The organism is Streptomyces bacillaris, assembly GCF_003268675.1.
Taxonomy (GTDB): Bacteria; Actinomycetota; Actinomycetes; order Streptomycetales; family Streptomycetaceae; genus Streptomyces; species Streptomyces bacillaris.
On record NZ_CP029378.1, the window covers coordinates 6,716,881 to 6,739,870 of the forward strand.

Here is a 22,990-nt window from a genome sequence, read left to right on the forward strand (position 1 = left end):
GATTCTGCGGCATTTGGGGGGCCTTGCGGCAAGACCCCCATCCGCTATAAGTTAAGAGTGGCAAGGAGTGGGTTCACCTCCTGCCGGCCTCTCTTCTTTCCCGCACCGCTGGTGCCGATCCCGCCGCTCGAAGGACGCAAGGTTCCTCGCGGCTCCCGACCTCGCCCGCTGGGGCCGACCTCTCGGGCTTCCCGCATTCTTCGATGAGACGAGAATGTCTCACGTGGGTTATGGTCGTCTCATGACTCTCGACCGTGAGCAGGTGCTGCGCAGCGCCGCCGCCCTGCTGTCCCACAAATCGACCGCCACCATGGACGAGGTCGCCAAAGCAGCCGGTATCGGCCGCGCCACCCTCCACCGCCACTTCGCCGGGCGCGACGCGCTGGTCAAGGCGCTGGAGAACCTGGGCCTCCGGGAGTTCGAGGCGGCCCTCGACACCGCCCGGCTCGACGAGGGCACCTCCGAGGAGGGGCTCCGCCGTCTCATCGCGGCCGTCGAGCCCAGCGCCGGGCTGCTCTCGTTCCTCGTCAACGAGAACCAGCTCTTCGAGGGCGACCAGGTCAACGAGGGCTGGGACCGGGCCGATGCCCGGGTCTCCGCCTTCTTCCGCCGGGGCCAGGAGCGCGGTGAGTTCCGTATCGACCTCACCCCCGCCTGGCTGACCGAGGCCCTCTACGGGCTCGTCGGCACCGGCGCCTGGTCCGTCAAGGCGGGCCGGGTCGCCGCACAGGATTTCCAGTACATGATCGTCGAGCTGCTGCTCGGCGGAGCACGCCGGAGCGTGGAGCAGTGACCAGCATCGACCAGCACCCGAAGACCGTGGACGACGTGCGCCGCCCGGGGCGGTGGATCGCGCTCGCCGTGCTCGTCCTCGCCGTGCTGCTGGTGGCCGTCGACGCCACCGTCCTCGGCCTCGCCACCCCCTTCCTCAGCGAGGACCTCGCCCCCACCGGCAACCAGCTGCTCTGGATCGGTGACGTCTACTCCTTCGTCATCGCCGGTCTGCTCGTCTCGATGGGCTCCCTCGGTGACCGCATCGGCCGCAAGAAGCTGCTGCTGATCGGTGCCGTGGCGTTCGGCGCGGTCTCCGTGCTCAACGCGTACGCCACCACGCCCGAGATGATGATCGTGGCGCGGGCGCTGCTCGGTGTCGCGGGCGCCACCCTGATGCCGTCCACCCTCGCCCTGATCCGCAACCTCTTCCACGACCCGCGCGAGCGCAGCCTCGCCATCGGCATCTGGGGGGCCATGGCCTCGGCGGGCGCGGCGGTCGGCCCGGTCGTCGGCGGGTTCCTGCTCGAACACTTCTGGTGGGGCTCGGTCTTCCTGATCAACCTGCCCGTGATGGCGGTGCTCGTCGTCGTCGGCGTCAAGCTGATCCCGGAGTCGAAGAACCCGGCCCCGGGCCCGTGGGACATGCTCAGCGTCGGCCTCTCCCTGGTCGGCATGATCGGCGTCGTGTACGCGATCAAGGAGACGGCCTCGCACGGGCTGAGCTGGGGTCCGGCCGTGGCCGCCGTGGTCGGTGTCCTCGGGATCACCTGGTTCGTCCGCCGGCAGCTCCGGCTGCCCGCGCCCCTGCTGGACATGCGGCTCTTCCAGCACCGGGGCTTCTCCGGCGCGGTCCTCGCCGACCTGCTGACCATCCTCGGTCTCTCGGGTCTGGTCTTCTTCCTCTCCCAGTTCCTCCAACTGGTCCAGGGCCGGGGGCCGCTGGAGGCGGGGCTGGCCGAACTGCCCGCCGCCATCGGTGCGGTGACCGCCGGTCTGCTGGCCGGGTTCGCCGCCCGCCGGTTCTCGGTGCGCTCGGTCGTGGCGGGCGGGCTCGGCGCGGTCGGGCTGGCGCTGGGCACGGTGACCCTGCTCGACCAGCACACCGGCTACCCGCTGCTCGGCTCCATGCTGCTGATCGTCGGCGTCGGCGCCGGGTTCTCCTTCACCGTCACCGCCGACGTGATCCTCTCCAGCGTCCCGAAGGAGCAGGCCGGTTCCGCCTCCGCCGTGTCGGAGACGGCGTACGAGCTGGGCGCCGCCCTCGGTATCGCCCTGCTGGGCTCCATCGTCACCGGCGTCTACCGGGGCTTCCCGACCCCGGCGGGCATCCCCGCCGAGGTGGAGTCGGCCGCCCACGAGTCGCTCGGCGGAGCCGTGGAGGCGGCCACCGCCCTGCCCGCCGCCCAGGCCGGCCCGCTGATCTCGGCGGCCCAGGAGGCGTTCGTCGAGGGGATGCGGTCCGCCGCCGGGGTCGGTTCGGCGGTGCTCCTCGCGGCGGCCGTCGCCGCCTGGTTCCTGCTGCGGGGCCAGAAGCTGGAGGACGGGATCGAGCACCCGTAGAAGCCTCCGCACGGAGAAGGGCCCGCGCCCCGGGGAGACCGGGGAGCGGGCCCTTCTCGTATACGCCGTGTACGCCGTCGGCCCGGGCAGCTGTGCCGGGTATGCGATCCGGCCCAGGCAGCTACGCCGTGTACGCCGTGCGGCTCAGGCCGCCTTGGCCTTCGTCGCGTACATGTCCACGTACTCCTGGCCGGAGAGCCGCATCACCTCGGACATCACCGAGTCGGTCACCGCCCGCAGCACATAGCGGTCGCGGTCCATGCCCTCGTACCGGGAGAACTCCATCGGCTCGCCGAAGCGCACCGTGACCTTGCCCGGCCGGGGCAGCCCCGCGCCGCCCGGCTGGAGCTTGTCGGTGCCGATCATGGCGAACGGGACCACCGGGGCGCCCGTCATCAGGGTCAGCCGCGCGATGCCCGTACGGCCCCGGTAGAGCCGGCCGTCGGGGGAGCGGGTGCCCTCCGGGTAGATCGCGAAGGCCTGGCCCTCCTCCAGCACCCGGCGCCCGGTCATCAGCGCCGCGACCCCGCCCCGGCCGCCGTCCCGGTCCACCGGGATCATCCCGGCGCCGGTGAAGAACCAGGCCATCAGCCGGCCCTTGAAGCCCTTGCCGGTCACGTACTCGTCCTTGCCGATGTAGAACACCGGCCGGTCGACGCAGACCGGCATGACCATCGAGTCGATGAAGGTGAGGTGGTTGCCCGCGAGGATCACCGGCCCGGTCCCGGGGATGTTCTCCACGCCCTCCACCTGGGGGCGGAACATCAGGCGCAGGATCGGTCCGAGCACTGCCTTGAAGACCGTGAGACGGGACAACGGGTTCCTCCGGTGTCGTGGCCGTACCGGCCGGGATGTCGAGTGAGGTCGTGCGGAGTGGTGCGTGGGTGGTGCGCAGGTGGTGCCGGGTGGTGCGGAGTGGTGTCCGGTGGTGCGAAGTGTTGGACTGTGCAGGTGAGGACGATACTCGCGGGTATGGGCTGATCGCACATCGGGTTCACGGAGTGGATACGTGGTGTTGACGTGTGTTTCCGCCAAGTTCGCCTCCGGTCCGCCCCGTCGGCCCGCCCCGGTGCCTACGATCGGGCCTCGCCCGGCAGAACGCAGAACCCGGACTTCACCCAGCGAGGAGCATCATGACGGAGCGTGTGACCGGTACCCCCGGCCGGCGGACCCTTCTGGGCGCCGCCGTCCTCGGCACAGCGGCCCTCGGCCTGACCGGCACCGCCGCCCAGGCCGCCGAGCGGGGACGCGGCGGCTCCGGGAGCGGCCACGGCTCGCTGCGCGACCTGCCCGTGCCGACCGTGATCGGCCACCGCGGGGCCAGCGGCTACCGCCCCGAGCACACCCTCGGCTCCTACCAGCTCGCGCTGGACCTGGGCGCGCACATCGTCGAGCAGGATCTCGTCCCCACCAAGGACGGCCACCTCGTCTGCCGCCACGAGAACGACATCACCGGCACCACGGATGTCGCCGACCACCCCGAGTTCGCCGGCCGCAGGACCACCAAGACCATCGACGGCGTCTCCTACACCGGCTGGTTCACCGAGGACTTCACCCTCGCCGAGCTGAAGACCCTGCGGGCCACGGAGCGCATCCCCGGCAACCGCCCGGACAACACCCTCTACGACGGCCGCTGGACGGTCCCCACCTTCGAGGAGGTCCTGCGCTGGGCCGACAAGGAGGGCCGCAAGCGAGGGAAGCCCGTCTGGCTGTACGTCGAGACCAAGCACCCCACGTACTTCCGGAGCCTGGGCCTCGGCCTGGAGGAGCCCCTCGCCCGGCTGCTGCGCCGCTACGGCCGGGACCGCCGCACCTCGCCGCTCATCCTCCAGTCCTTCGAGCCCGGCTCCATCCAGCGCCTCGCCCGCCTGGTCGACACCCCGCGCGTCGTCCTGCTCTCCGGGCCCACCAGCCGCCCCTGGGACTTCGTCGAGTCGGGCGACCCGCGCACGGTGGCCGACCTGATCAAGCCCGCCGGGCTGGAGTGGATCGCCACCTACGCCCAGGGCATCGGCCCCACGCTCGACCTGATCATCCCCAAGGACGCCTCGGGCCGGCTCACCCGCCCGACCACGCTGGTCAAGGACGCGCACGCCCGGGGCCTGCGCCTCCACCCGTACACCCTGCGCAACGAGAACAGCTTCCTGCCCGCCGACTTCCGGCGCGGCAGCGACCCCAACACCTACGGTGACGTCTTCGGCGCCTACGCCGCGTACTTCGCCACCGGCATCGACGGCATCTTCACCGACCACCCGGACACCGCCCTGCTCGCGGCGGCGGACTTCAACGGCCGCTGACTTCCCCTTCCGGCCGACTCTTCCTTCGGTACGGGTCCTTCTGTACGGGACGGGCCCGGCGGCCGACGCGCAGGTATGCGTCAGCCGCCGGGCCCGTCCGTGCCCCGGTCGGGTGGTGCCGCCCGCGCGGGGCAACCGGGCGCGCTGCCGCCGCGTTTGCCGGGGCATGACGCTTCTCGATCATGAACCCGACCGGTCCGCCGTCACCGCCCGGACCGTCCGCGCCTTACAGCCCCTGGTCCGCGCGGAGGCGCGGGCCGAGGCGCCCGCCGCCGGGCTCGACCCCGCCGACCTCGAACAGACGGTGTGGCTGCGGCTGCTGGAACGCCCCACCGGCGCAGTCCCGCCCGGCGACCCGGCCCGCTGGGTGCGCGACACCGTACGGGCGGAGGCCCGGCGCGGCCGCCGTACGGTCCGGCGGGAACGCCCGTACGCCGGAACGGAACCGGCCGCTCCGCTCGTAACCGGTCCGGAGCGGGCCGCTCTCGGGGCCGCCGAGGGCCGGGCGCTGCGCGCCGCGATGGCCCGGCTGCCCGGACGCTGCGCCCGGCTGCTGGAGGCGATGCTGTCGCCCGCCGACCCGACGTACCGGGAAATCGCAGGGGAGTTGGGTATCTCACAGGGGAGTTTGGGTCCCATCCGTTCCCGTTGCCTTGGATGTCTGCGCAGAATGCTCGCGGCGGAGGTTGCCGTCCCTGAACTGCGGGGAAGAGGGCGATAGGCAACCGGGCGGACAGGTGAGCGGGAGGCGTGCACACATGGGCATGAGCGTGATCATCTCGGCGGCGACGGCCGAGGACGTGGAGCAGATCTTCCGGCTCCAGTACCTCTGCTTCCAGCGCGAGGCCGAGCTGTACGACAACTACCGGATCGATCCGCTCGTCCAGAGCCTCGACGCGGTCCGCGGCGAAGTAGCCGACGACCTGGTGTTCGTGGCCCGCCTCGGGGACGAAGTCGTGGGTTCGGTACGCGGGTTCACCGACCCGGACGGTACGGGCCAGATCGGCAAGCTCTGCGTGCACCCCCGGCTCCAGGGCCACGGGCTCGGCACCCGGCTGCTGAACGCGGCGGAGTCGGCCCTCGCGGCCCAGCGCGCGGCCACCCGCTTCCGGCTGCACACCGGACACCGCAGCGAGAGCAACCTCCGGCTCTACCGGCGGGCGGGGTACGCGCAGGTCGGCAACGCCACGGGTACGGACGGGGTCCAGCTCATCCTGCTGGAGAAGGAAGTCGCGGCCCAGGAGTTCGTGGCCAGCGCCTGACCGGACACCTCAAGAGGGCCCGGGACATGACCGGGGCCCCGAAAGGGCCCGGGATCCAAGGCCCTCAGGGGCCGTCAGGCCCTCAGGCCCGCTTCGCGCGCCGCAGCCAGATCATCCCGGTGACCGGCAGGATCACCGGGATGAACAGGTAGCCCATCCCGAAGTCCGACCAGACCGTGGAGTCGGGGAAGGCGGACGGCTCGGCCAGCGTCCAGGCGCCGACGACCAGGACGCCCAGCAGCTCGGCGGCGCAGCACGCCAGCGCCGCCCGGCGGGCCCTCTCGCCCCCGCGCACCAGCGAGTACGTGATGAACCCGTAGACGACGGCGGCGACGGCCGAGAGCGAGTAGGCGAGCGGCGCCCGGTCGAAGCCCCGGATCACCTCGACGATCGAGCGCGAGGCCGCCGCGACGGTGAACACCCCGTAGAACCAGACCAGTACCCGGCCCGGCCCGGTGCCCAGCTCGAAGGACCCCTTCGAGGAAGAGGAGGGGGCGGCGGGGGTTGTGGTCGCGGCTTCGGGGGAGGGGTCCGGGCGCCGTTCGGTGTCACTCACGTCAGTTACCCCAGATGTCGTAGAGCCGTACTTCGAGGACCGCCAGGACGAGCGCGCCCGCGGCCACCGTCACCGAGCCCCAGCGGGTCCGCTCGGACAACGACAGGACGCCCGCCGCCGGTACGGCCGCGAACGAGCCGATCAGATAGGCGATGAACACCGCCGTCCCCTGCTCCGGCCGCTCCCCGCGCGCCAGCTGCACGATGCCCACCACCAGCTGGGCCAGGGCCAGCACGGTCACCACGGCCATCCCGATGAAGTGCCAGTCCTTCGTCGGCTGGTCCTTGTAGGCGGCGTGTCCGCACCAGGCGGCGAGGGCGAGCGCGGTCACGGCGACCGCGACCGTCAGGGCGTCAAGCATGTAGCGAGGGTATTACGGCCGCGCCACCCGCCCGCGTGCGCCCCCGACCTGCGCCGACGGCCTCCTCCGTATGTCTGGCGTATGTCCCGCGTGTGTCCCGGGAGGAGGCCGCGACCGTGGCCTTTGCCACAACGAACACCCTCGCCACCCCCTCCGACCTCCGCACACGGCTCCGTACGACACCCGCATCCACCCCTATAAGTGCAGGTCAGAGCGTTTTTCTCGTACGTCGGTGAGGCGGCCCGGAGCGCCTCCGCAGGCTGTCCACGGCTGTCCGCTATGCGGACGGACGGGATCGCTCCGCAGTTACGTCTGTTTTACTTGGGCCCATGACCACGACGAGCAGCCGCACCCTTGCGACCGAGGCGATCAGTACGCCCGGTGCTCGTTGTATGTGTCGAATGCGCGCCTTCTGAGGGCCCCAGCCTGAGCCTCGCGCCCCGAAGCGAGACCGAGCCTGTGCCGTTCGCCCCCTGTGGAACGAGCCGCCCGAGCATGCGCTGTCCCCGGCCGACCGCCGTACACAGCCGTGCTGAGACGTAACCGGCCGACCAGCCCGCATCAGTCTCTTCAGACGTTTGCCCCGTGCCCGGCGGACACCCGCGCCGCGCACTCGACAGTGACGGAAACCCCCTGTGATCACCACGACGGGCCTCACGAAGGTCTACCAGTCGCGCGACCGCGAGGTCACCGCACTCGACGGAGTCGACCTCCACGTCCGCGAGGGCGAGATATACGGCGTCATCGGACAGAGCGGCGCCGGGAAGTCCTCCCTCATCCGCTGCGTCAACCTGCTGGAGCGCCCCACCTCCGGCACGGTCACCGTGGCCGGCCAGGACCTCACCGCCCTCGCCGGACGCGGCCGGCGGGCGAGCAAGGAACTGCGCGCGGCCCGCACCCGGATCGGCATGGTCTTCCAGCACTTCAACCTGCTGAGCTCGCGCACCGTCTTGGACAACGTCGAACTCCCCCTGGAGATCCTCGGCGTCTCCGGCCAGGAGCGCACCCGCAAGGCGAAGGAACTCCTCGACCTGGTCGGCCTCGCCGAGAAGGCGAAGTCCTACCCCGGTCAGCTCTCCGGCGGCCAGAAGCAGCGCGTGGGCATCGCCCGCGCCCTGGCGGGCGACCCCAAGGTGCTGCTCTCGGACGAGGCGACCTCCGCCCTCGACCCCGAGACCACCCGCTCCATCCTCCAGCTGCTGCGTGACCTCAACCAGCAGCTCGGTCTGACCATCCTGCTGATCACCCACGAGATGGACGTCGTCAAGACGATCTGCGACTCCGCCGCCCTCATGCAGCGCGGCCGGATCGTGGAGTCCGGCACGGTCGGCGGACTGCTCGCCACCCCCGGCTCCGAGCTGGCGAGCGAGCTGTTCCCGGTCGGCGGGACCGCCTCCGGACCGGACCGTACGGTCGTGGACGTCACCTTCCACGGGGAAGCCGCCTCCCAGCCGGTGATCTCGCAGCTCTCCCGTACGTACAACATCGACATATCGATCCTCGGCGCCGCGATGGACACCGTCGGCGGCAAGCAGATCGGCCGGATGCGCATCGAGCTGCCCGGCCGGTTCGAGGAGAACGTCGTCCCCATCGGCTTCCTGCGTGAACAGGGCCTCCAGGCCGAGGTCGTCGAGGACGAGAAGGGCCCGCGGGACCCGAAGGCCTCCGCCGCGACCGCGCAATCCGCCGGGACCCCCGCCGCCACGACCGTCCCCGAGCAGACGCCCGCCGCCATCACCAAGGAGGTCGTCAAGTGACCTGGTCCGAAATGCAGCCCCTGCTGACCCAGGGCACCCTCGACACCCTCTACATGGTGCTCTGGTCGACGCTGGTCACCGTCGCCGGCGGACTGCCGCTCGGTGTCCTGCTGGTCCTCACCGACAAGGGCGGACTGCTCCAGAACACCGTGGTGAACAAGGTCACCGGCGTGATCGTGAACATCGGCCGCTCGCTGCCCTTCATCATCCTGCTGATCGCCCTGATCCCCTTCACCACCTGGGTCGTCGGCACCTTCATCGGCCCCACCGCGATGATCGTGCCGCTCGCCGTCGGCGCCATCCCGTTCTTCGCCCGGCTCGTCGAGACGGCGATCCGGGAGGTCGACCACGGGCTCGTCGAAGCGGTGCAGTCGATGGGCGGCTCGATCCCCACCATCGTCCGCAAGGTGCTCCTGCCGCAGGCCCTGCCCTCGATCGTCTCCGGCGTCACCACCACCCTCATCGTGCTCATCGGCTACTCCGCGATGGCCGGTGCGGTCGGCGGCGAAGGGCTCGGCTCCAAGGCCGTCACCTACGGATTCCAGCGCTTCGACAACCAGTTCATGCTGATCACGGTCGCCCTCCTGATCGTCATCGTCAGCGTGATCCAGCTGATCGGCGACCTCGCCGTACGGCTGCTGGCCCGCCGCGGCCGCACCGCCTCCTGAGGATCCCGGCTCCCCGAGGTCCCGAGGCCCCCTGAACTTCCCGTCCCCACCAAGCCCGAACTCCTTGTCCGGGCGCACCACCACCATGAAGAAAGAGGCACTTTTCGTGCGCAAGAACATCAAGATCACCGCAGCCGCCGCTTCCGTCGCTGCCCTTGCCCTGGGGCTCAGCGCCTGCGGTACGGACTCCGACCCGGCCTCCAAGAGCGAGAGCGGCGCCAAGGCCGACACCTCCAAGGCGCTCGTCGTCGCCGCGTCCCCGACGCCGCACGCCGACATCCTGAACTTCGTCAAGAAGAACCTGGCGGAGAAGGAGGGCCTCAAGCTGGAGGTCAAGGAGTTCACGGACTACGTCCTGCCGAACACCGCCACCCAGTCCGGCCAGGTCGACGCCAACTTCTTCCAGCACAAGCCGTACCTGGACGACTTCAACGCGAAGAACAAGACCACCATCGTCCCGGTCGTCAACGTCCACCTGGAGCCGCTGGGCCTTTACTCCAAGAAGCTCAAGGACATCAAGGACATCAAGGCCGGCCAGACCGTCGCCGTCCCCAACGACACCACCAACGGCGGCCGCGCCCTCCAGCTGCTCGCCGAGAACGGCCTGATCACCCTCAAGGACGGCGTCGGCACCAGCGCCAAGCTGAGCGACATCACCGACAAGAAGGGCCTGGAGTTCAAGGAGCTGGAGGCCGCCACCGTGCCCCGCGCCCTGAACGACGTGGACGCCGCCGTCATCAACGGCAACTACGCCCTGGAGGCCAAGCTCTCCCCGGCCAAGGACTCCCTGGCCCTGGAGAAGGCCGAGGGCAACCCGTACGCCAACTTCCTGGCGGTCAAGGAAGGCAACGAGAAGGACCCGCGCGTCGAGAAGCTCGCCAAGCTCCTCAACTCCGACGAGGTCAAGAAGTTCATCGACGACACCTACCAGGGCTCGATCGTCGCCTCCTTCGGCGCCCCGGCCAAGTCCTGACCCACGACCGGCACTTGACCGACGGAGCCCCGCCCCTTCCCCGGAAGGCGCGGGGCTCCGCCGTGCGGACCCGGCCATGCGCGACGCGCACCCGATGCTGCATGCTGTGCTTTTAACCGGTCTTCTGCATGGAGCTGCGCATGACTACCACCTTTCCGTCCATCTCCATCAGCACGGACAGGTTGGTGATGCGCCCCTTCGAGATGGCCGACATCCCCGCGTACATCGAGATGATGAACGACGAGACGGTCGTCGCCTGGACCGACGGACCACACCCTTACACCCAGGTCGACGCCGAACGCTGGGTCCGCAGAATCGCCCCCGGGGAACGCACCTCGGGCCATGGCATCGCCCTCGCCGTCACCGAGTTCCTCACCCAGCGGCTCGTCGGCAGCGTCCAGCTCCTCAACACCGACTGGCGCACCCTGGCCACCGAGGTCCGCTACATCACCGCCCCCTGGGCGCGCGGCGAGGGGTACGCCACCGAATCGGTGCTGGCCGTCGCGGAGTGGCTCTTCCGCGACCAGGGCTTCGAACGCCTCGAACTGCGCACCCCCGCCGACAACACCGCCGCCCAGCAGGTCGCGCAGAAGCTCGGCTGCATCAGCGAGGGCGTCCTGCGCAACGCCCGGATCGCCCGGACCCGCACCGAGAACGGCACCGACGGCGGCTGGACCGACATCCGTACCGACCTGATCGTCTGGGGGCTCCTCCCCGAGGACCTCGAAGGCGTCGCCGAGCAGCTGGCCGACGCCGGGGGCTACGGCACGTACAACGACTGGAAGTGAGCACGACGGGCCTCCGGTACGGGCTCCCCGAGGCCACCGGCCGGGCTCCGGTCCGGACCGGGTACTGTCACCCCTGCCCACCCTGCACCCCGCACGCGCACGGGCACCCCCTCGCTCCCTCCGACACCCCAGGAGACAGACGACGATGGCCGACCGGGTCACGGTGATCGGCTGGGACGGCTCGCCACTGACCAGGGCGGCCACGGCCGCGCTCTCGGCCGCCACGCTCGTCGCGGGCGCCGCCCACCACCTCGCCCTGCCCGAAGTGCCCGAGGCCGCCGAGCGCATCCGCCTCGGCAGCGTCGACCTGGCCGCCCGCCGCATCGCCGGCCACCGCGGCAGCGCCGTCGTCCTCGCCGACGGCGACCCCGGCTTCTTCGGTGTCGTCCGCACCCTGCGCGCCCCCGAACACGGCCTGGAGGTCGAGGTCGTCCCGGCCGTCTCCGCCGTCGCCACCGCCTTCGCCCGCGCCGGAATGCCCTGGGACGACGCCCAGATCGTCGTCGCCCACCCGCGCACCCTGCGCCGCGCCGTCAACGTCTGCCGGGCCCACCACAAGGTCGCCGTCCTCACCTCACCGGGCGCGGGCCCCGCCGAACTGGCGCTGCTCCTCGAAGGCGTCCACCGCACCTTCGTGATCTGCGAGGAGCTGGGCACCGACCGCGAACGCGTCACCGTCCTCACCTCCGACAAGGCCGCCGACCACGCCTGGCGCGACCCCAACGTCGTCATCGTCGTCGGCGGCGCAGGCCCCGAGACCGCCACCACCGCCCCCGCGGCCTGGATCGCAGGCCGCCGCCCCGCCCAGCCCCCCGGCATCCGGGGTTGGGCCCTGCCCCCCGAGGCCTACCGGGAGGCGGGGGCCGAAGGCGTACGGGAGTCCGGCGAGGGGGAGTTCCCGCAGCTGCGCGCCGCCCAGCTGGCCGTCCTCGGCCCCCGCACCGGCGACCTGGTCTGGGACATCGGCTCCGGCAGCGGCGCCCTCGCCGTCGAAGCGGCCCGCTTCGGGGCGGCCGTGCTGGCGGTGGACGCCGACCCGGGAGCCTGCTCCCGTACGGACGCCGCCGCCCGCGCCTTCGGCGTCCCCCTCCAGATCGTCTGCGGCCGGGCCCCGCAGGTCCTGGAACGGCTGCCCGAACCCGATGTCGTACGGGTCGGGGGAGGGGGCGTCCAGGTGGTGCGCGCGGTCGTGGACCGGCGCCCGGAACGCATCGTCACCCACGCCTCCACCCGGGACGAGGCCGAGGCCCTGGGCGCGGCGCTCACCGGCAACGGCTACACCACCGAGTGCTCGCTGCTCCAGTCCGTCGACCTGGACACCGAGGTGTGGACCGAGCGTGAACGGTCCGTCGTGTTCCTTCTCTCCGCACGGCGTTCGGACCTCGCCCCCTGACCTTTCCGTCCGGTACGGGAGGTAGGCTGGCCGATTGTTGTACCGCGCCCGGACGTTCGTCGCTTCGTTCGTCAATGTCCGGAAAAGTGGACTGTTTTGGTCCGCTCTGTGGTACGGCAGCAACCGGGGGACGCGCGACGTGGCGCAGTCCACAGCGAGCCGTGGCAGAACTGCCTGTCACGGTGGCGAACGACCGCGAGAATAGGACCAGGTCCGCGGGCGGTTCGTGCCGCGCGGCGAGCCCGCTCGTTCTTCATGACGAGCACCGGCGTGCCGTGGTTCGGCGTCCCGGGCGAAGGGCCGAAGGAGCACTGACGATGGGCGAGGGGTACGCATGACTGACACCGGCCAGATCCCGGGCGAGGGACTGCCGGAGAACGCAGGCATGGTGGAGCAGCCGGGCATCCCCGCCCCGGGCGCGTACACCTTCCTCGACCCCTCCGAGCACGCCCCCGAGGACGACGACCTCCTGCTGATGCCGGCCTCCCAGGGAGCGTGGAGCGACCCGCAGACGGTCCAGCCGCAGGTCCAGGCTCAGGCGGTCCCGGCTGGGGCACCGCAGGGCTTCCCGGCCGCCCCTCAGGCTGCTCAGCCTGTGGCGGCTCAGGCCGTGCCTGCTACGGCGGCGGCCGAGGCCGTCCAGGCGCCGGAGGCCGACCCGGCCGTGGCGGCGGCCCCCGAGGCCGTCTCCGCCCCGGAGGCGCAGGCCCCCACCGTCTCTCCCGTTCCGGAGCAGCCGTCGCAGCAGCTCCCTGACGGGCAGCAGCCTCCGTACGCGGCACAGCCGCAGGTCCCCGCACAGGGCGAGGAGGCCCGGATTCCCGCCGAGGCGCACGGCACGCACGAGTCAGGGGGCCGTGACACGGGCTCCGTCGACCTCAACGGCGTACGGATCCCGCCCCCGGCCCCCGCCCCCGCGCAGACCGCCGCTCCGGTCGGCGCCCCCGCGCAGGCTCCCGCCCCGGCCCGCCGCCCGCTGCACCGGGGTCCGGTTTCGGCCGAGGCTCCGTCGTACGGCGGCGGTACGCAGGGCGGCGGCGTGGTCCGCTCGCTGGCCGACCGGGGTCCCGCCGGAGCCGTCCGGACCGCACCTCCCGCCCGCCACGCGAGCCCGTCGGTGACCGCCCCTGACTCCTTCGCCGCCCCGGCCGAGGTCCTGACCGAGGAGGCTCCGGTGCTGCCGGGGCCGCAGTTGGGCGAGATCCCGCCGCAGGGCGGGGCCCCGTGGGGCCCGCCGCCGCAGCAGCCGCAGGCGCAGGCCGGGCCGGAGGCTGCGGCTCCGGTGGAGTCCGTGGAGCCGGCGCCGGTGCCGGTCGTGGAGGCTCAGCCTGAGGTCGAGGTGGAGCCGGAGGCCGAGGTGGAGCTGGAGCCCGTCGCTCAGCAGTCGGTCGAGGCCGAAGCGCCTGCCGGGCCGGTCCAGCCGGAGGTTCCGGTGGAGCCCGAGGCGGTCGAGCCGGAGGCAGCCGCTCCTGCCGAGCCGGAGCAGCCGGTGGAGGTGGAGCAGCAGCTGGAGGAGCCGGTCGTCGAGCCTGAGGCGGAGGTTCAGTCTGAGGCTGTGGCCGAGCCCGAGCCGGTGCAGCAGACGGCCCCGGAGGAAGCCGCCCCGGCGGAAACGGCCCCGGCAGAAACGGTCGTCCCCGAGGCGCCCGCCGCCGAGACCCCGGCAGAGGCGGCGGTTCCGGCCGGGCTGCCCGCCGAGGCACCGGTGGAGACGCCCGAGGCGCAGTCCGTCCCGGCGGACGCGGTAGTTCCGGAGTCCCCGGCCTCGGCGGCCGAAGAGAGCGCGGAGCCCGAGGCAGCCACCGTGGCCACGGCCGCCCCTCAGGCCGTGGAGTCCACGGAGGCGGTGGCGCCCGTGGAGCCCGTGGAGGAGGCTCAGGCCCCCGTCGCCCCCGTCGCCCCCGTCGTCGTACAGACGGCTGCCGCCGAGCCCGCCCCGCAGCCCGATGAGGCACCGGAAGCGACAGCTCCGGAAGAGGCAGCTCCGGAAGAGGTGGCACCGGAAGAGGCGCAGGCAACCGAGGCGCCGACGGAGCCCGTACAGCCGACTCCGCCCCCGGCTGCCACCACCCCGGTTCCGGCGCCGGAGCCCGAAACCGAGGACGGGACGGGCCCCGAGGTCATCGAGACCCCGGAGCTGGACGAGGAGCCGGTAGGGCAGCCGGTGGCCGAGGCGGCCCCCGAAGAGCCCTTCACCCCGCCTGCCCCCGGCTACGACGACGCCGAGCGTGAGGCGGTGCTGCGGGTGATGCGCGAGCGCCGGGACATCCGCAACGGCTTCCGCAGCGACCCCATCCCGCACGAGGTCCTGCTCCGGGTGCTGGAGGCGGCCCACACCGCGCCGAGCGTGGGTCACTCGCAGCCCTGGGACTTCGTTGTCATCCGGTCCGCCGAGACCCGCCGTTCGATGCACGAACTGGCCCAGCGCCAGCGGGACGCCTACGCCAAGTCGCTCCCCAAGGGCCGGGCCAAGCAGTTCAAGGAACTGAAGATCGAGGCGATCCTCGACACCCCGGTCAACATCGTCGTCACCGCCGACCCGACCCGGGGCGGCCGGCACACCCTCGGCCGCCACACGCAGCCGCAGATGGCCCCCTACTCCTCGGCGCTGGCCGTGGAGAACCTGTGGCTGGCCGCCCGCGCCGAGGGGCTCGGCGTCGGCTGGGTCAGCTTCTTCGACGAGCGGGAGATGGTCCGCGCGCTCGGCCTGCCGGAGCACCTGGAAGTGGTCGCGTACCTCTGCGTCGGTTACGTCGACGAGTTCCCCGAGGAGCCCGAGCTGATGCAGGCGGGCTGGTCCAAGCGCCGCCCGCTCTCCTGGGTCGTCCACGAGGAGACGTACGGCCGGCGTGCGCTGCCCGGCGAGGAGCCGCACGACCTGCTCCAGGAGACCATCTCCGCCATCCGCCCGCTGGACGCCAAGGCGCTCGGGGAGGCGTGGGAGCGGCAGAAGCGGATGACGAAGCCCGCCGGTGCGCTCGGCATGCTGGAGATCATCTCCGCGCAGCTCTCCGGCCTCTCCCGGATGTGCCCGCCGCCGATCCCGGAGCCCGCGGCCGTCGCGATCTTCGCCGGTGACCACGGGGTGCACGCCCAGGGCGTCACGGCGTGGCCGCAGGAGGTCACCGCCCAGATGGTGGCGAACTTCCTGGGCGGGGGAGCGGTCTGCAACGCGTTCGCCGCGCAGGTCGGGGCGGAGGTCTGCGTCGTCGACGTCGGCGTCGCCACGGACCTGCCCGCGACCCCGGGCCTGCTGCCGCGCAAGGTGCGCAAGGGCACCGCGGACTTCACCACGGGCCCCGCCCTCACCCGGGAGGACGTCCTCGCCGCGATCGAGGTGGGCATCGAGACCGCCCGGGACCTGGTGGCGGCGGGCAACAAGGCGCTGCTCACCGGTGAGATGGGCATCGCCAACACCACCGCGTCGGCCGCGCTGATCTGCGTCTACACCGGGATCGACGCCTCCGAGGTGACCGGCCGGGGGACCGGCATCAACGACGAGATGCACGCCCGCAAGGTCGATGTCGTACGCCGGGCCCTCGACCTCCACCAGCCGGACCCGGCCGACCCGATCGGCGTCCTCGCGGCGGTCGGCGGCCTGGAGCACGCGGCGATGGTGGGCTTCCTCCTCGGCGGAGCCTCCCTGCGTACGCCGGTGGTCCTGGACGGCGTGAGCGCGGGCGCGGCGGCCCTGGTCGCCCGCGCCATCGCCCCCGAGGCCCTGGCCGCCTGCATCGCGGGCCACCGCAGCGCGGAACCGGGCCATGTGGCAGCCCTCAACAAGCTGGGCCTGCGCCCGCTGGTCGATCTGGACCTCCGCCTGGGCGAGGGCACGGGCGCGCTGCTGGCGCTCCCGATCGTGCAGAGCGCGGCACGGGCGATGCACGAGGTGGCGACGTTCGACGCGGCCGGAGTGACGGAGAAGTAGTCGCCTGATCAGCCTCTCCGGCGTCTGAGGAGCGGGGTCCGGGGCGGAGCCCCGGTTTCGGGAAGGGGCGGGTAGGGGACAGCTCGCCGCAGGCGCCCCCACCCCGCCCCCCACGGCCCCACCTCACGGCCCCCGCCCCCAGGCCCCACCTCCCACCACCCCGTATTCTTTCCCCCACCCAGGAACCCCCACTTCCGCACGTCACAGCCGCTCCACAGCCGCAGCGGCCCCTACGCAGCACCCCGCCCGAGGAGCCCGCACCGCCATGGCCGAGCACGCAGACCACGCAGGTCACCCGGAGAGCGCAGGTCACGCCGAAAGCGCCGAGAGCGTCGACGGCACCGGTCGCACCGAGAACGCCGACCACCCCGCGTACCCCGTAGGCCTGCGCCTCCACGGCCGCCGCACCGTGGTCATCGGCGGCGGCCAGGTCGCCCAGCGCCGGCTGCCGCAGCTCATCGCCACCGGCGCCGACATCACGCTGGTCTCCCCCTCCGCCACCCCCTCCGTCGAGGCCATGGCGGACGCGGGTGAGATCCGCTGGGAGCGCCGCCGCTACCAGGACGGCGACCTCGCGGACACCTGGTACGCCCTCGTCGCCTCCTCCGACACCGCCGCGAACGACGCCGCATCCGCCGAGGCCGAGCGCACCCGCACCTGGTGCGTCCGGGCCGACGACGCCGAGGCCGCGACCGCCTGGACCCCGGCCACCGGCCGCAGCGAGAACGTGACGGTCGCCGTCCTCACCACCACCTCCCAGGGCCGCGACCCCCGCCACTCCGCCGCCATCCGCGACGCCATCGTCGAGGGCCTGCGCGACGGCACCCTCGCCGCCCCGCACCACCGCACCCGGACTCCCGGCGTGGCCCTGGTCGGCGGCGGCCCCGGCGACCCGGACCTGATCACGGTGCGCGGCCGCCGCCTCCTCGCCGAGGCCGACGTGGTCATCGCGGACCGCCTCGGCCCCCGTGACCTGCTCGACGAACTCCCGCCGCACGTCGAGGTGATCGACGCGGCGAAGATCCCGTACGGGCGGTTCATGGCCCAGGAGGCGATCAACCAGGCGCTGATCGAGCACGCCAAGGCGGGCAAGGCCGTCGTCCGGCTGAAGGGCGGCGACCCGTTCGTCTTCGGCCGGGGCATGGAGGAGGCCCAGGCGCTCGCCGCCGAGGGCATCCCCTGCACGGTCGTCCCCGGGATCTCCAGCACCATCTCGGTCCCCGGAGCGGCCGGTATCCCGGTCACCCACCGGGGGGTGGCCCATGAGTTCACCGTGGTCAGCGGCCATGTCGCCCCCGAGGACCCGCGCTCGCTGGTCGACTGGGCGGCCATCGCCCGGCTGCGCGGCACTCTCGTCCTGCTGATGGCGGTCGACAAGATCGGCGCCATCGCCGCCGCCCTGATCGCCCACGGCAAGGACCCGGCCACCCCGGTCGCCCTGGTCCAGGAGGGCACCACCGCGGCCCAGCGCCGGGTGGACGCGACCCTCGCGGACGTCGGGGAGCGAGCGGTCGCCGAGGACGTGCGCCCGCCCGCCGTGATCGTCATCGGGGACGTCGTCGCGGTAGGCCCGGACTCGGCACCCCAGCTGGACGCCCCGTCGGCCGACTGAAGTCCGCCGGATGAATTCGGCCTCACCAAGTAACCCGCGGTTACGCGTCCCATCCCGGGCGTTGGCACCGCAGACCGGACAAGGCAGTATCACCCTGTGGCAGATCTCATCACCGTCGACGACCCCGACGACCCGCGCCTGAGCGACTACATCGGCCTGACCGACGTCGAGCTGCGGAGACGCCGCGAGCCCGCCGAGGGCCTCTTCATCGCGGAGGGCGAGAAGGTCATCAGGCGCGCCCGGCACGCCGGGTACGAGATGCGCTCGATGCTGCTCTCCGCCAAGTGGGTCGACGTCATGCGGGACGTCATCGACGAGGTCCCGGCCCCGGTGTACGCGGTCGCCCCCGAGCTGGCCGAACGCGTCACCGGCTACCACGTCCACCGGGGGGCGCTCGCCTCCATGCAGCGCAAGCCGCTGCCCACCGCCGAGGAACTCCTCACCACCGCCCGCCGGGTGGTGGTGATGGAGTCGGTCAACGACCACACCAACATCGGTGCGATCTTCCGCAGCGCGGCGGCCCTCGGCATGGACGCCGTCCTGCTCTCCCCGGACTGCGCGGACCCGCTCTACCGCCGCTCGGTCAAGGTCTCGATGGGCGCGGTCTTCTCCGTCCCGTACGCACGTCTCGAAGCCTGGCCCAAGGGGCTGGAGACCGTACGGGAAGCGGGCTTCCGGCTCCTCGCGCTCACCCCCGACGCCAAGGCCACCAGCATCGACGAGGCGGCCCCGCACCGGCTGGAGCGGGTGGCGCTGATGCTGGGCGCGGAGGGCGAGGGGCTCTCCACGAAGGCGCTGATGGCGGCCGACGAGTGGGTCCGCATCCCGATGGCGCACGGCGTCGACTCGCTGAACGTCGGTGCGGCGGCCGCGGTGGCCTTCTACGCGGTGGCGACGGGCCGCCCGGAGAGCTGAGACGGCGGTACGGGGCGTGCGCCGGGGCCCTCGCTACGACGACCCCACCCCGGACGCAGGCGCTCGCTCTCCCTACGCCCCCTGAGCGGGCACCGACGCCTGCACCCGCGTCAGCACCTGCTCCGGCGCGCGCTCCTGCTTCTGCTCCTGCTTCTGCGACACGCTGACGGCCTGCCCGCTCCCGCTCCCGCCGTCGCCCAGCCCGCGCGCCGGTCCCTGACATCCCTGGGCCGCCGCGATCCCGAGGGCCACGAGCAGCGTCACCACCACGAAGACCACCAGCCGCTGGCGCAGCAGCCGGGGATTGGCCGGACGGCGTCCCGCCGACGTGGTACGGGCCCCGGGCCGGGTCCCCGGCCGTCCGTTGGTCGTGCTGCCCGGCCGCTTCCCGGAACCCGTGGTGCCGCGCGGCCGCTGCGGCCGGGACCCACCGGTGCGCGACGCCCCCGAACGCGAGGGGCCGGGGCGGCGGCCCTGCTGCGGGCGGCCGGCCGAGGAGGGGCCTTCGGCGCGGCGGGTCTGCTGCTCGGTGTACGGGCCGTCGAGACGGCCGGTGGGCCGGTCCGCGTCCTGGGCCGAGCGCTGGACCGGCGGCCGACCCTCGTGGAGGCCCTGCGCCTCGCGCGCCGCGATCTCCTTGAGCCGCATGGAGAGTTGGAGCGTGCTCGGCCGCTCCTCCGGGTCCTTGGCCAGGCAGGCGCGGATCAGGGGGGCCAGCGCGTCGTGCACCCCGTGGAGCTGCGCCTCCTCGTGCACCACGCGGTAGAGCATCACCTCGGAACTGCCGTGCCCGAAGGGGGAGTCGGCCATCGCCGCGTACGCCAGGGTGGCGCCGAGCGAGAAGACGTCCGTCGCGGGGGTCACCGCCGCGCCCCGGACCTGCTCGGGCGCGAGGAAGCCGGGCGACCCCACCGCCGTACCGACATGGGTCAGCGTGCTGGCCCCGGTCGCCCAGGCGATGCCGAAGTCGATGATGCGGGGGCCCCTGGGGGAGAGCAGGATGTTCGACGGCTTCAGGTCCCGGTGGACCACCCCGGCCTCGTGCACCGCGACCAGGCCCTCGGAGAGCGCAGCCCCGATCGAGGCCACCTCGGCGGCGGACAGGGGGCCCTCCTCGGCCACCTTGTCGTGGAGCGAGGGGCCGGGGACGTACTGCGTCGCGAACCACGGGCGGTCCGCCTCCAGATCGGCGGCGACCAGCCGGGCCGTACAGCCACCGCGGATTCGCCGCGCCGCCGACACCTCGCGGGCGAACCGCGAACGGAACTCCTGGTCCTCCGCCAGGTCGGGCCGGATCACCTTGAGCGCCACCCGCTGGCCGCGCCGGTCGGAGCCGAGGTAGACCACGCCCATGCCGCCCGCGCCGAGCCGTCGGTGCAGCCGGAACGAGCCGACGAGACGCGGGTCCTCGCGCCGGAGCCGCATCATCGCCATCGTCTGCCCATCCCCGCTGCCTGGTCCGCCTGACGAGGCACAGCTTACGTACCCCGCGCCCGGTGCGCTCAGAGGCCGCGCCCTCGCCGGGGATTCGATTGTCCGTGCCCGGTGGGAGAGGTGAAGGCCGGTCAGGGAGCGGCGGTTCCGGGCCCGTCGGCCCGAGAGGAGCGGCAAGAGCCTTTCGAACAAGGGGTGTTGGATCAAGCCATGATGGCTGGTACGGGTCGGTCCAGGAGGGTGAGGGCATCGGCCGTACGTCCACGACGACGGCTCCAGGAGAGCGCTGCGGAGCGCAACGCACCCTCCGAAGGAGGGTGCCCGGAGTGAGTGAAGTCACCCGTCGGAAGCCTCCCCGGGGGTGGGGTCCCCTCTGCGTCCCCTCCGGGATGACCCCAAGGCGGGGTGGACCGTCTCCACCCAGGGGAGTACGCGGACGGGTGACGGCTCATCCTCCGGGAGGCCCGGGATTAGGTACGCGGGCATGACGCCCCGTGCCCACCGGATACCTAATGTTGAGGTCAAGCGGCGGGCGCAGCACTCGTCCCCCGAGGTCACACGCCCGTCGCTCCCCATCAGGTCAGGAGAGGAACCATGTCGGACACGGCAACGCGGACCATGATCCGCACGCAGGGACGCAAGGCCTACGCCGCGTTCGGCGCCCGCCCGTCCGGCACGCGCCACCCCTTGGTGGCGACGGCCATGGTCCTTCCCCTGGCGGCCCTGCTCGCGGTCGTCTTCGGCGGCTGGGACGCGGTGGTCACACAGGCGTCGTCCGTGGCGGTGATGCTGGGGCGCTGAGCGGCGCCCAGGGTCCGGAAGAGCGGTCCGGACCCGGGTATCGGGCCAACAGCCCCGTGGGGACGGGGGTGCGGCGGACGGCAGCGTTTGTCCGGTCAGCTGGGGAGCTGACCGGACATCGCGCTGTCCGGCCCCGTTCCGCCCGCCGGACAGCCCCGTTCTGCCCGCCGGGCGGCTCTGCGTCGCCCGCCGGGCAGTCCCGCGTCTCCGGCCGGGCAGTCCCGCGTCTCCGGCCGGGCAGTCCCGCGTCTTCCCACTGGGCGGCTCTGCGTCTCCCGCCGGGTAGCCCCGTTTCTGCCCGCCGAGCGGCTCCGCGTCTCCCGCCGGGTAGCTCTGCTTCTCCCAGCCGGGTGGCACTGCGCCTCCCGCCAGGCGGTCCCGCTTCTCCCCGTCGGGCGGCCCGCACTGGCACGGGCCGCCCCCCCGGCCCGTAACGCACATCACCCCACCTCACCCGGCGCCTCTACCGGCCTCCGCCCCACCTGCGGCGTACGCTCGACCGGTGACCGGCGGCAGGGCCGGGCCCGACCGACGCCGGGGGAACTGTTGCGTACCACCTCGCCCTCGACCTCAGACGACCGCGAACCCCCGTCCCCCGGACCGACCGCTCCCGGGGCAGCGGCCCCGGAGCCCCCGGCCCCTGCTCCGTCGCCCTCCGACGGCCCGGCCCGTGAGCCCGTGTCCGCCGAACCGCCCGCCCTCGGCCTCGCCCTCCCGCCTCCGGCCCCTGAGCCCTTGGCCCCGGCGGTGTCCGAGCCACCAGCCCCGCACTCGCCGCTCCCGCACCCTCCGGTCCCGGAGCCGCAGGTCCGGCGCTCATCGGCTACGGACCCCTCGGTCCCGCACCCGCCGACCCCCGCCCACGCTCCGGCTCCAGCAGCCCCCACGCCTGCCCCATCTCCACCCCCAACCCCCGCCCCCGTCATCCACGAGCTGGGCGTCCTCGCGCACCGTCTCCACCACCCGCACGGCGCCTCAGGCAGCACCCCCTGCGCCTGCGAGTCGCCGCAGCTTCTGGCGGACCGGGCGGACGGCACCGTCGTCCGCAGCGGCCCGGTCGTCGCCAAGGCGCATGCCGCCGACAGCGACCGCGAGGCCCTGGCGGCCCGGCTCGCCCTGGCCGCCGCGCCGCAGCTGACCGGCATCCTCCTCGCGCCGCTCGCCGCACCCGGCCCGGCCGGTACGGCGGAGACCCCCTCCCGGCCCGTCACCTTCTGGCCGTACGGAGCCCCCGTCGACCCCAAGGCCCCGCACGCCGCCCCCTGGGCCGAGGCCGCGGTCCTCCTCGCCCGCCTCCACCGGACCGTCCCGTCCCTGCCGGCCCCGCTCCCGCCGATGCGCGGCCCGGTCAAGGCGGCCCGGGCGGTCGCGCGGATGAACGCCGCGCTGCCCGGGGGCGGCGCGACCCTCCCCGTACGGGCCGCGTGGCGTGCCCTGCCGGGGTGGGCCCGGGGCGAGGCCGCGCCCCCTGCCCGGCGGGCGTGCTTCCTCTGTCACGGGGACCTGCACCTCGGGCAGCTCGTCCGCCACCCCGCCCCGGACGGGCCCTGGCTGCTCATCGACGTGGACGACGCGGGGTGGGGCGACCCGGCCTGGGACCTGGCCCGGCCCGCCGCCTGGTACGCGGCCGGGGTGCTGGCCCCCGAGGACTGGCTGCTGTTCCTGGAGGCCTACCGGTCCGCCGGGGGACCCGCGGTGCCCGCCGAGGGGGACCCCTGGCCGCAACTGGACGTCCCCGCCCGCGCGCTGACGGTCCAGACGGCGGCCGTCGCCCTCGCCAAGTGCGCCGCGGAGGGGCGGGAGCCGGACGAGATGGAGCAGCTGATGATCGATTCCTGTGCCCGAATCGCTACGTTCCCGCCCGAGTTGGCGGCCGGGTCCGCGTCGTAGGCTGAACCGACCGCGGCCGGA

At 73.0% G+C, this 22,990-nt stretch carries 19 protein-coding genes; 15 read left to right on the plus strand and 4 right to left on the minus strand.

The window, feature by feature from the left end:
- The first annotated feature begins 241 nt into the window (after window positions 1–241).
- Both DJ476_RS29300 and DJ476_RS29305 read left to right on the plus strand, forming a co-directional pair.
- A complete protein-coding gene (locus tag DJ476_RS29300) occupies window positions 242–793 on the plus strand; it encodes a TetR/AcrR family transcriptional regulator (RefSeq protein ID WP_019764602.1) in 552 nt (183 codons plus the stop codon).
- Window positions 790–2,334 carry an MFS transporter gene (locus DJ476_RS29305; RefSeq protein WP_103418338.1) on the plus strand — a complete coding sequence of 515 codons (1,545 nt, stop codon included), beginning with the start codon at window positions 790–792 and terminating at the stop codon, window positions 2,332–2,334. The genes DJ476_RS29300 and DJ476_RS29305 overlap by 4 nt, the downstream gene beginning before the upstream one ends.
- 144 nt (window positions 2,335–2,478) lie before the next feature.
- Here DJ476_RS29305 and DJ476_RS29310 read toward each other — a convergent pair whose 3' ends face one another.
- Window positions 2,479–3,150: a lysophospholipid acyltransferase family protein gene (locus DJ476_RS29310; protein WP_028420049.1), complete on the minus strand. Its 672-nt coding sequence runs from the start codon at window positions 3,148–3,150 to the stop codon at window positions 2,479–2,481.
- A gap of 317 nt (window positions 3,151–3,467) precedes the next feature.
- Between DJ476_RS29310 and DJ476_RS29315 the strand changes: the two genes are divergently transcribed.
- From DJ476_RS29315 to DJ476_RS29325, 3 genes are all read left to right on the plus strand, one after another.
- The gene (locus tag DJ476_RS29315; RefSeq protein ID WP_112491917.1) at window positions 3,468–4,631 is read left to right on the plus strand and encodes a glycerophosphodiester phosphodiesterase; all 1,164 of its coding nucleotides are present in this window, start codon (window positions 3,468–3,470) and stop codon (window positions 4,629–4,631) included.
- A gap of 166 nt (window positions 4,632–4,797) precedes the next feature.
- Window positions 4,798–5,352 (plus strand): RNA polymerase sigma factor, encoded by a 555-nt coding sequence (locus DJ476_RS29320; protein ID WP_070204816.1) that lies wholly within the window; start codon window positions 4,798–4,800, stop codon window positions 5,350–5,352.
- Window positions 5,353–5,389: 37 nt separating this feature from the next.
- The gene (locus DJ476_RS29325) at window positions 5,390–5,893 is read left to right on the plus strand and encodes a GNAT family N-acetyltransferase (protein WP_019765900.1); all 504 of its coding nucleotides are present in this window, start codon (window positions 5,390–5,392) and stop codon (window positions 5,891–5,893) included.
- Between the two features lie 82 nt (window positions 5,894–5,975).
- Here DJ476_RS29325 and DJ476_RS29330 read toward each other — a convergent pair whose 3' ends face one another.
- Together DJ476_RS29330 and DJ476_RS29335 are read right to left on the minus strand one after the other, a co-directional pair.
- The gene (locus tag DJ476_RS29330; RefSeq protein WP_381247645.1) at window positions 5,976–6,449 is read right to left on the minus strand and encodes a hypothetical protein; all 474 of its coding nucleotides are present in this window, start codon (window positions 6,447–6,449) and stop codon (window positions 5,976–5,978) included.
- 1 nt (window position 6,450) lies between these two features.
- Window positions 6,451–6,810: a hypothetical protein gene (locus tag DJ476_RS29335; RefSeq protein ID WP_018490475.1), complete on the minus strand. Its 360-nt coding sequence runs from the start codon at window positions 6,808–6,810 to the stop codon at window positions 6,451–6,453.
- 635 nt (window positions 6,811–7,445) lie between these two features.
- Here DJ476_RS29335 and DJ476_RS29340 point away from each other — a divergent pair.
- From DJ476_RS29340 to DJ476_RS29375, 8 genes are all read left to right on the plus strand, one after another.
- On the plus strand, window positions 7,446–8,567 hold the full coding sequence (locus DJ476_RS29340) for a methionine ABC transporter ATP-binding protein (RefSeq protein ID WP_103418336.1): 1,122 nt from the start codon (window positions 7,446–7,448) through the stop codon (window positions 8,565–8,567).
- A complete protein-coding gene (locus tag DJ476_RS29345; RefSeq protein ID WP_018490473.1) occupies window positions 8,564–9,235 on the plus strand; it encodes a methionine ABC transporter permease in 672 nt (223 codons plus the stop codon). The genes DJ476_RS29340 and DJ476_RS29345 overlap by 4 nt, the downstream gene beginning before the upstream one ends.
- Before the next feature lie 106 nt (window positions 9,236–9,341).
- Complete coding sequence (locus tag DJ476_RS29350) at window positions 9,342–10,208, plus strand: MetQ/NlpA family ABC transporter substrate-binding protein (protein ID WP_103418335.1); 867 nt, start codon at window positions 9,342–9,344, stop codon at window positions 10,206–10,208.
- Between the two features lie 140 nt (window positions 10,209–10,348).
- Complete coding sequence (locus DJ476_RS29355; RefSeq protein ID WP_103418334.1) at window positions 10,349–10,996, plus strand: GNAT family N-acetyltransferase; 648 nt, start codon at window positions 10,349–10,351, stop codon at window positions 10,994–10,996.
- A gap of 145 nt (window positions 10,997–11,141) precedes the next feature.
- Window positions 11,142–12,389 (plus strand): precorrin-6y C5,15-methyltransferase (decarboxylating) subunit CbiE, encoded by a 1,248-nt coding sequence (gene cbiE / locus DJ476_RS29360; RefSeq protein ID WP_070204821.1) that lies wholly within the window; start codon window positions 11,142–11,144, stop codon window positions 12,387–12,389.
- A gap of 334 nt (window positions 12,390–12,723) precedes the next feature.
- Window positions 12,724–16,317 carry a nicotinate-nucleotide--dimethylbenzimidazole phosphoribosyltransferase gene (gene cobT / locus DJ476_RS29365; RefSeq protein WP_112491918.1) on the plus strand — a complete coding sequence of 1,198 codons (3,594 nt, stop codon included), beginning with the start codon at window positions 12,724–12,726 and terminating at the stop codon, window positions 16,315–16,317.
- Window positions 16,318–16,582: 265 nt separating this feature from the next.
- A complete protein-coding gene (gene cobA, locus DJ476_RS29370; protein WP_181006527.1) occupies window positions 16,583–17,929 on the plus strand; it encodes a uroporphyrinogen-III C-methyltransferase in 1,347 nt (448 codons plus the stop codon).
- A 96-nt stretch (window positions 17,930–18,025) separates the two neighbouring features.
- Entirely contained in the window at window positions 18,026–18,844 is an 819-nt protein-coding gene (locus DJ476_RS29375; RefSeq protein ID WP_053561961.1) for a TrmH family RNA methyltransferase, read from the plus strand.
- Between the two features lie 72 nt (window positions 18,845–18,916).
- On the opposite strand, the gene DJ476_RS29380 is transcribed toward DJ476_RS29375, so the two are convergent.
- The gene (locus tag DJ476_RS29380; RefSeq protein ID WP_112491919.1) at window positions 18,917–20,278 is read right to left on the minus strand and encodes a serine/threonine-protein kinase; all 1,362 of its coding nucleotides are present in this window, start codon (window positions 20,276–20,278) and stop codon (window positions 18,917–18,919) included.
- A gap of 594 nt (window positions 20,279–20,872) precedes the next feature.
- Here DJ476_RS29380 and DJ476_RS29385 point away from each other — a divergent pair.
- On the plus strand, window positions 20,873–21,079 hold the full coding sequence (locus DJ476_RS29385; RefSeq protein WP_018490464.1) for a hypothetical protein: 207 nt from the start codon (window positions 20,873–20,875) through the stop codon (window positions 21,077–21,079).
- Window positions 21,080–22,003: 924 nt separating this feature from the next.
- Complete coding sequence (locus DJ476_RS29390) at window positions 22,004–22,969, plus strand: phosphotransferase family protein (RefSeq protein WP_103418402.1); 966 nt, start codon at window positions 22,004–22,006, stop codon at window positions 22,967–22,969.
- The last annotated feature ends 21 nt before the right edge of the window (window positions 22,970–22,990 follow it).

Coding starts and splice junctions, on each gene's coding strand:
- DJ476_RS29300 (WP_019764602.1), top strand. CDS start 242: ATGACTCTCGACCGTGAGCAGGTGCTGCGCAGCGCCGCCGCCCTGCTG.
- DJ476_RS29315 (WP_112491917.1), top strand. CDS start 3,468: ATGACGGAGCGTGTGACCGGTACCCCCGGCCGGCGGACCCTTCTGGGC.
- DJ476_RS29320 (WP_070204816.1), top strand. CDS start 4,798: ATGACGCTTCTCGATCATGAACCCGACCGGTCCGCCGTCACCGCCCGG.
- DJ476_RS29325 (WP_019765900.1), top strand. CDS start 5,390: ATGGGCATGAGCGTGATCATCTCGGCGGCGACGGCCGAGGACGTGGAG.
- DJ476_RS29335 (WP_018490475.1), bottom strand. CDS start 6,810: ATGCTTGACGCCCTGACGGTCGCGGTCGCCGTGACCGCGCTCGCCCTC.
- DJ476_RS29355 (WP_103418334.1), top strand. CDS start 10,349: ATGACTACCACCTTTCCGTCCATCTCCATCAGCACGGACAGGTTGGTG.
- cbiE (WP_070204821.1), top strand. CDS start 11,142: ATGGCCGACCGGGTCACGGTGATCGGCTGGGACGGCTCGCCACTGACC.
- cobT (WP_112491918.1), top strand. CDS start 12,724: ATGACTGACACCGGCCAGATCCCGGGCGAGGGACTGCCGGAGAACGCA.
- cobA (WP_181006527.1), top strand. CDS start 16,583: ATGGCCGAGCACGCAGACCACGCAGGTCACCCGGAGAGCGCAGGTCAC.
- DJ476_RS29380 (WP_112491919.1), bottom strand. CDS start 20,278: ATGGCGATGATGCGGCTCCGGCGCGAGGACCCGCGTCTCGTCGGCTCG.
- DJ476_RS29385 (WP_018490464.1), top strand. CDS start 20,873: ATGTCGGACACGGCAACGCGGACCATGATCCGCACGCAGGGACGCAAG.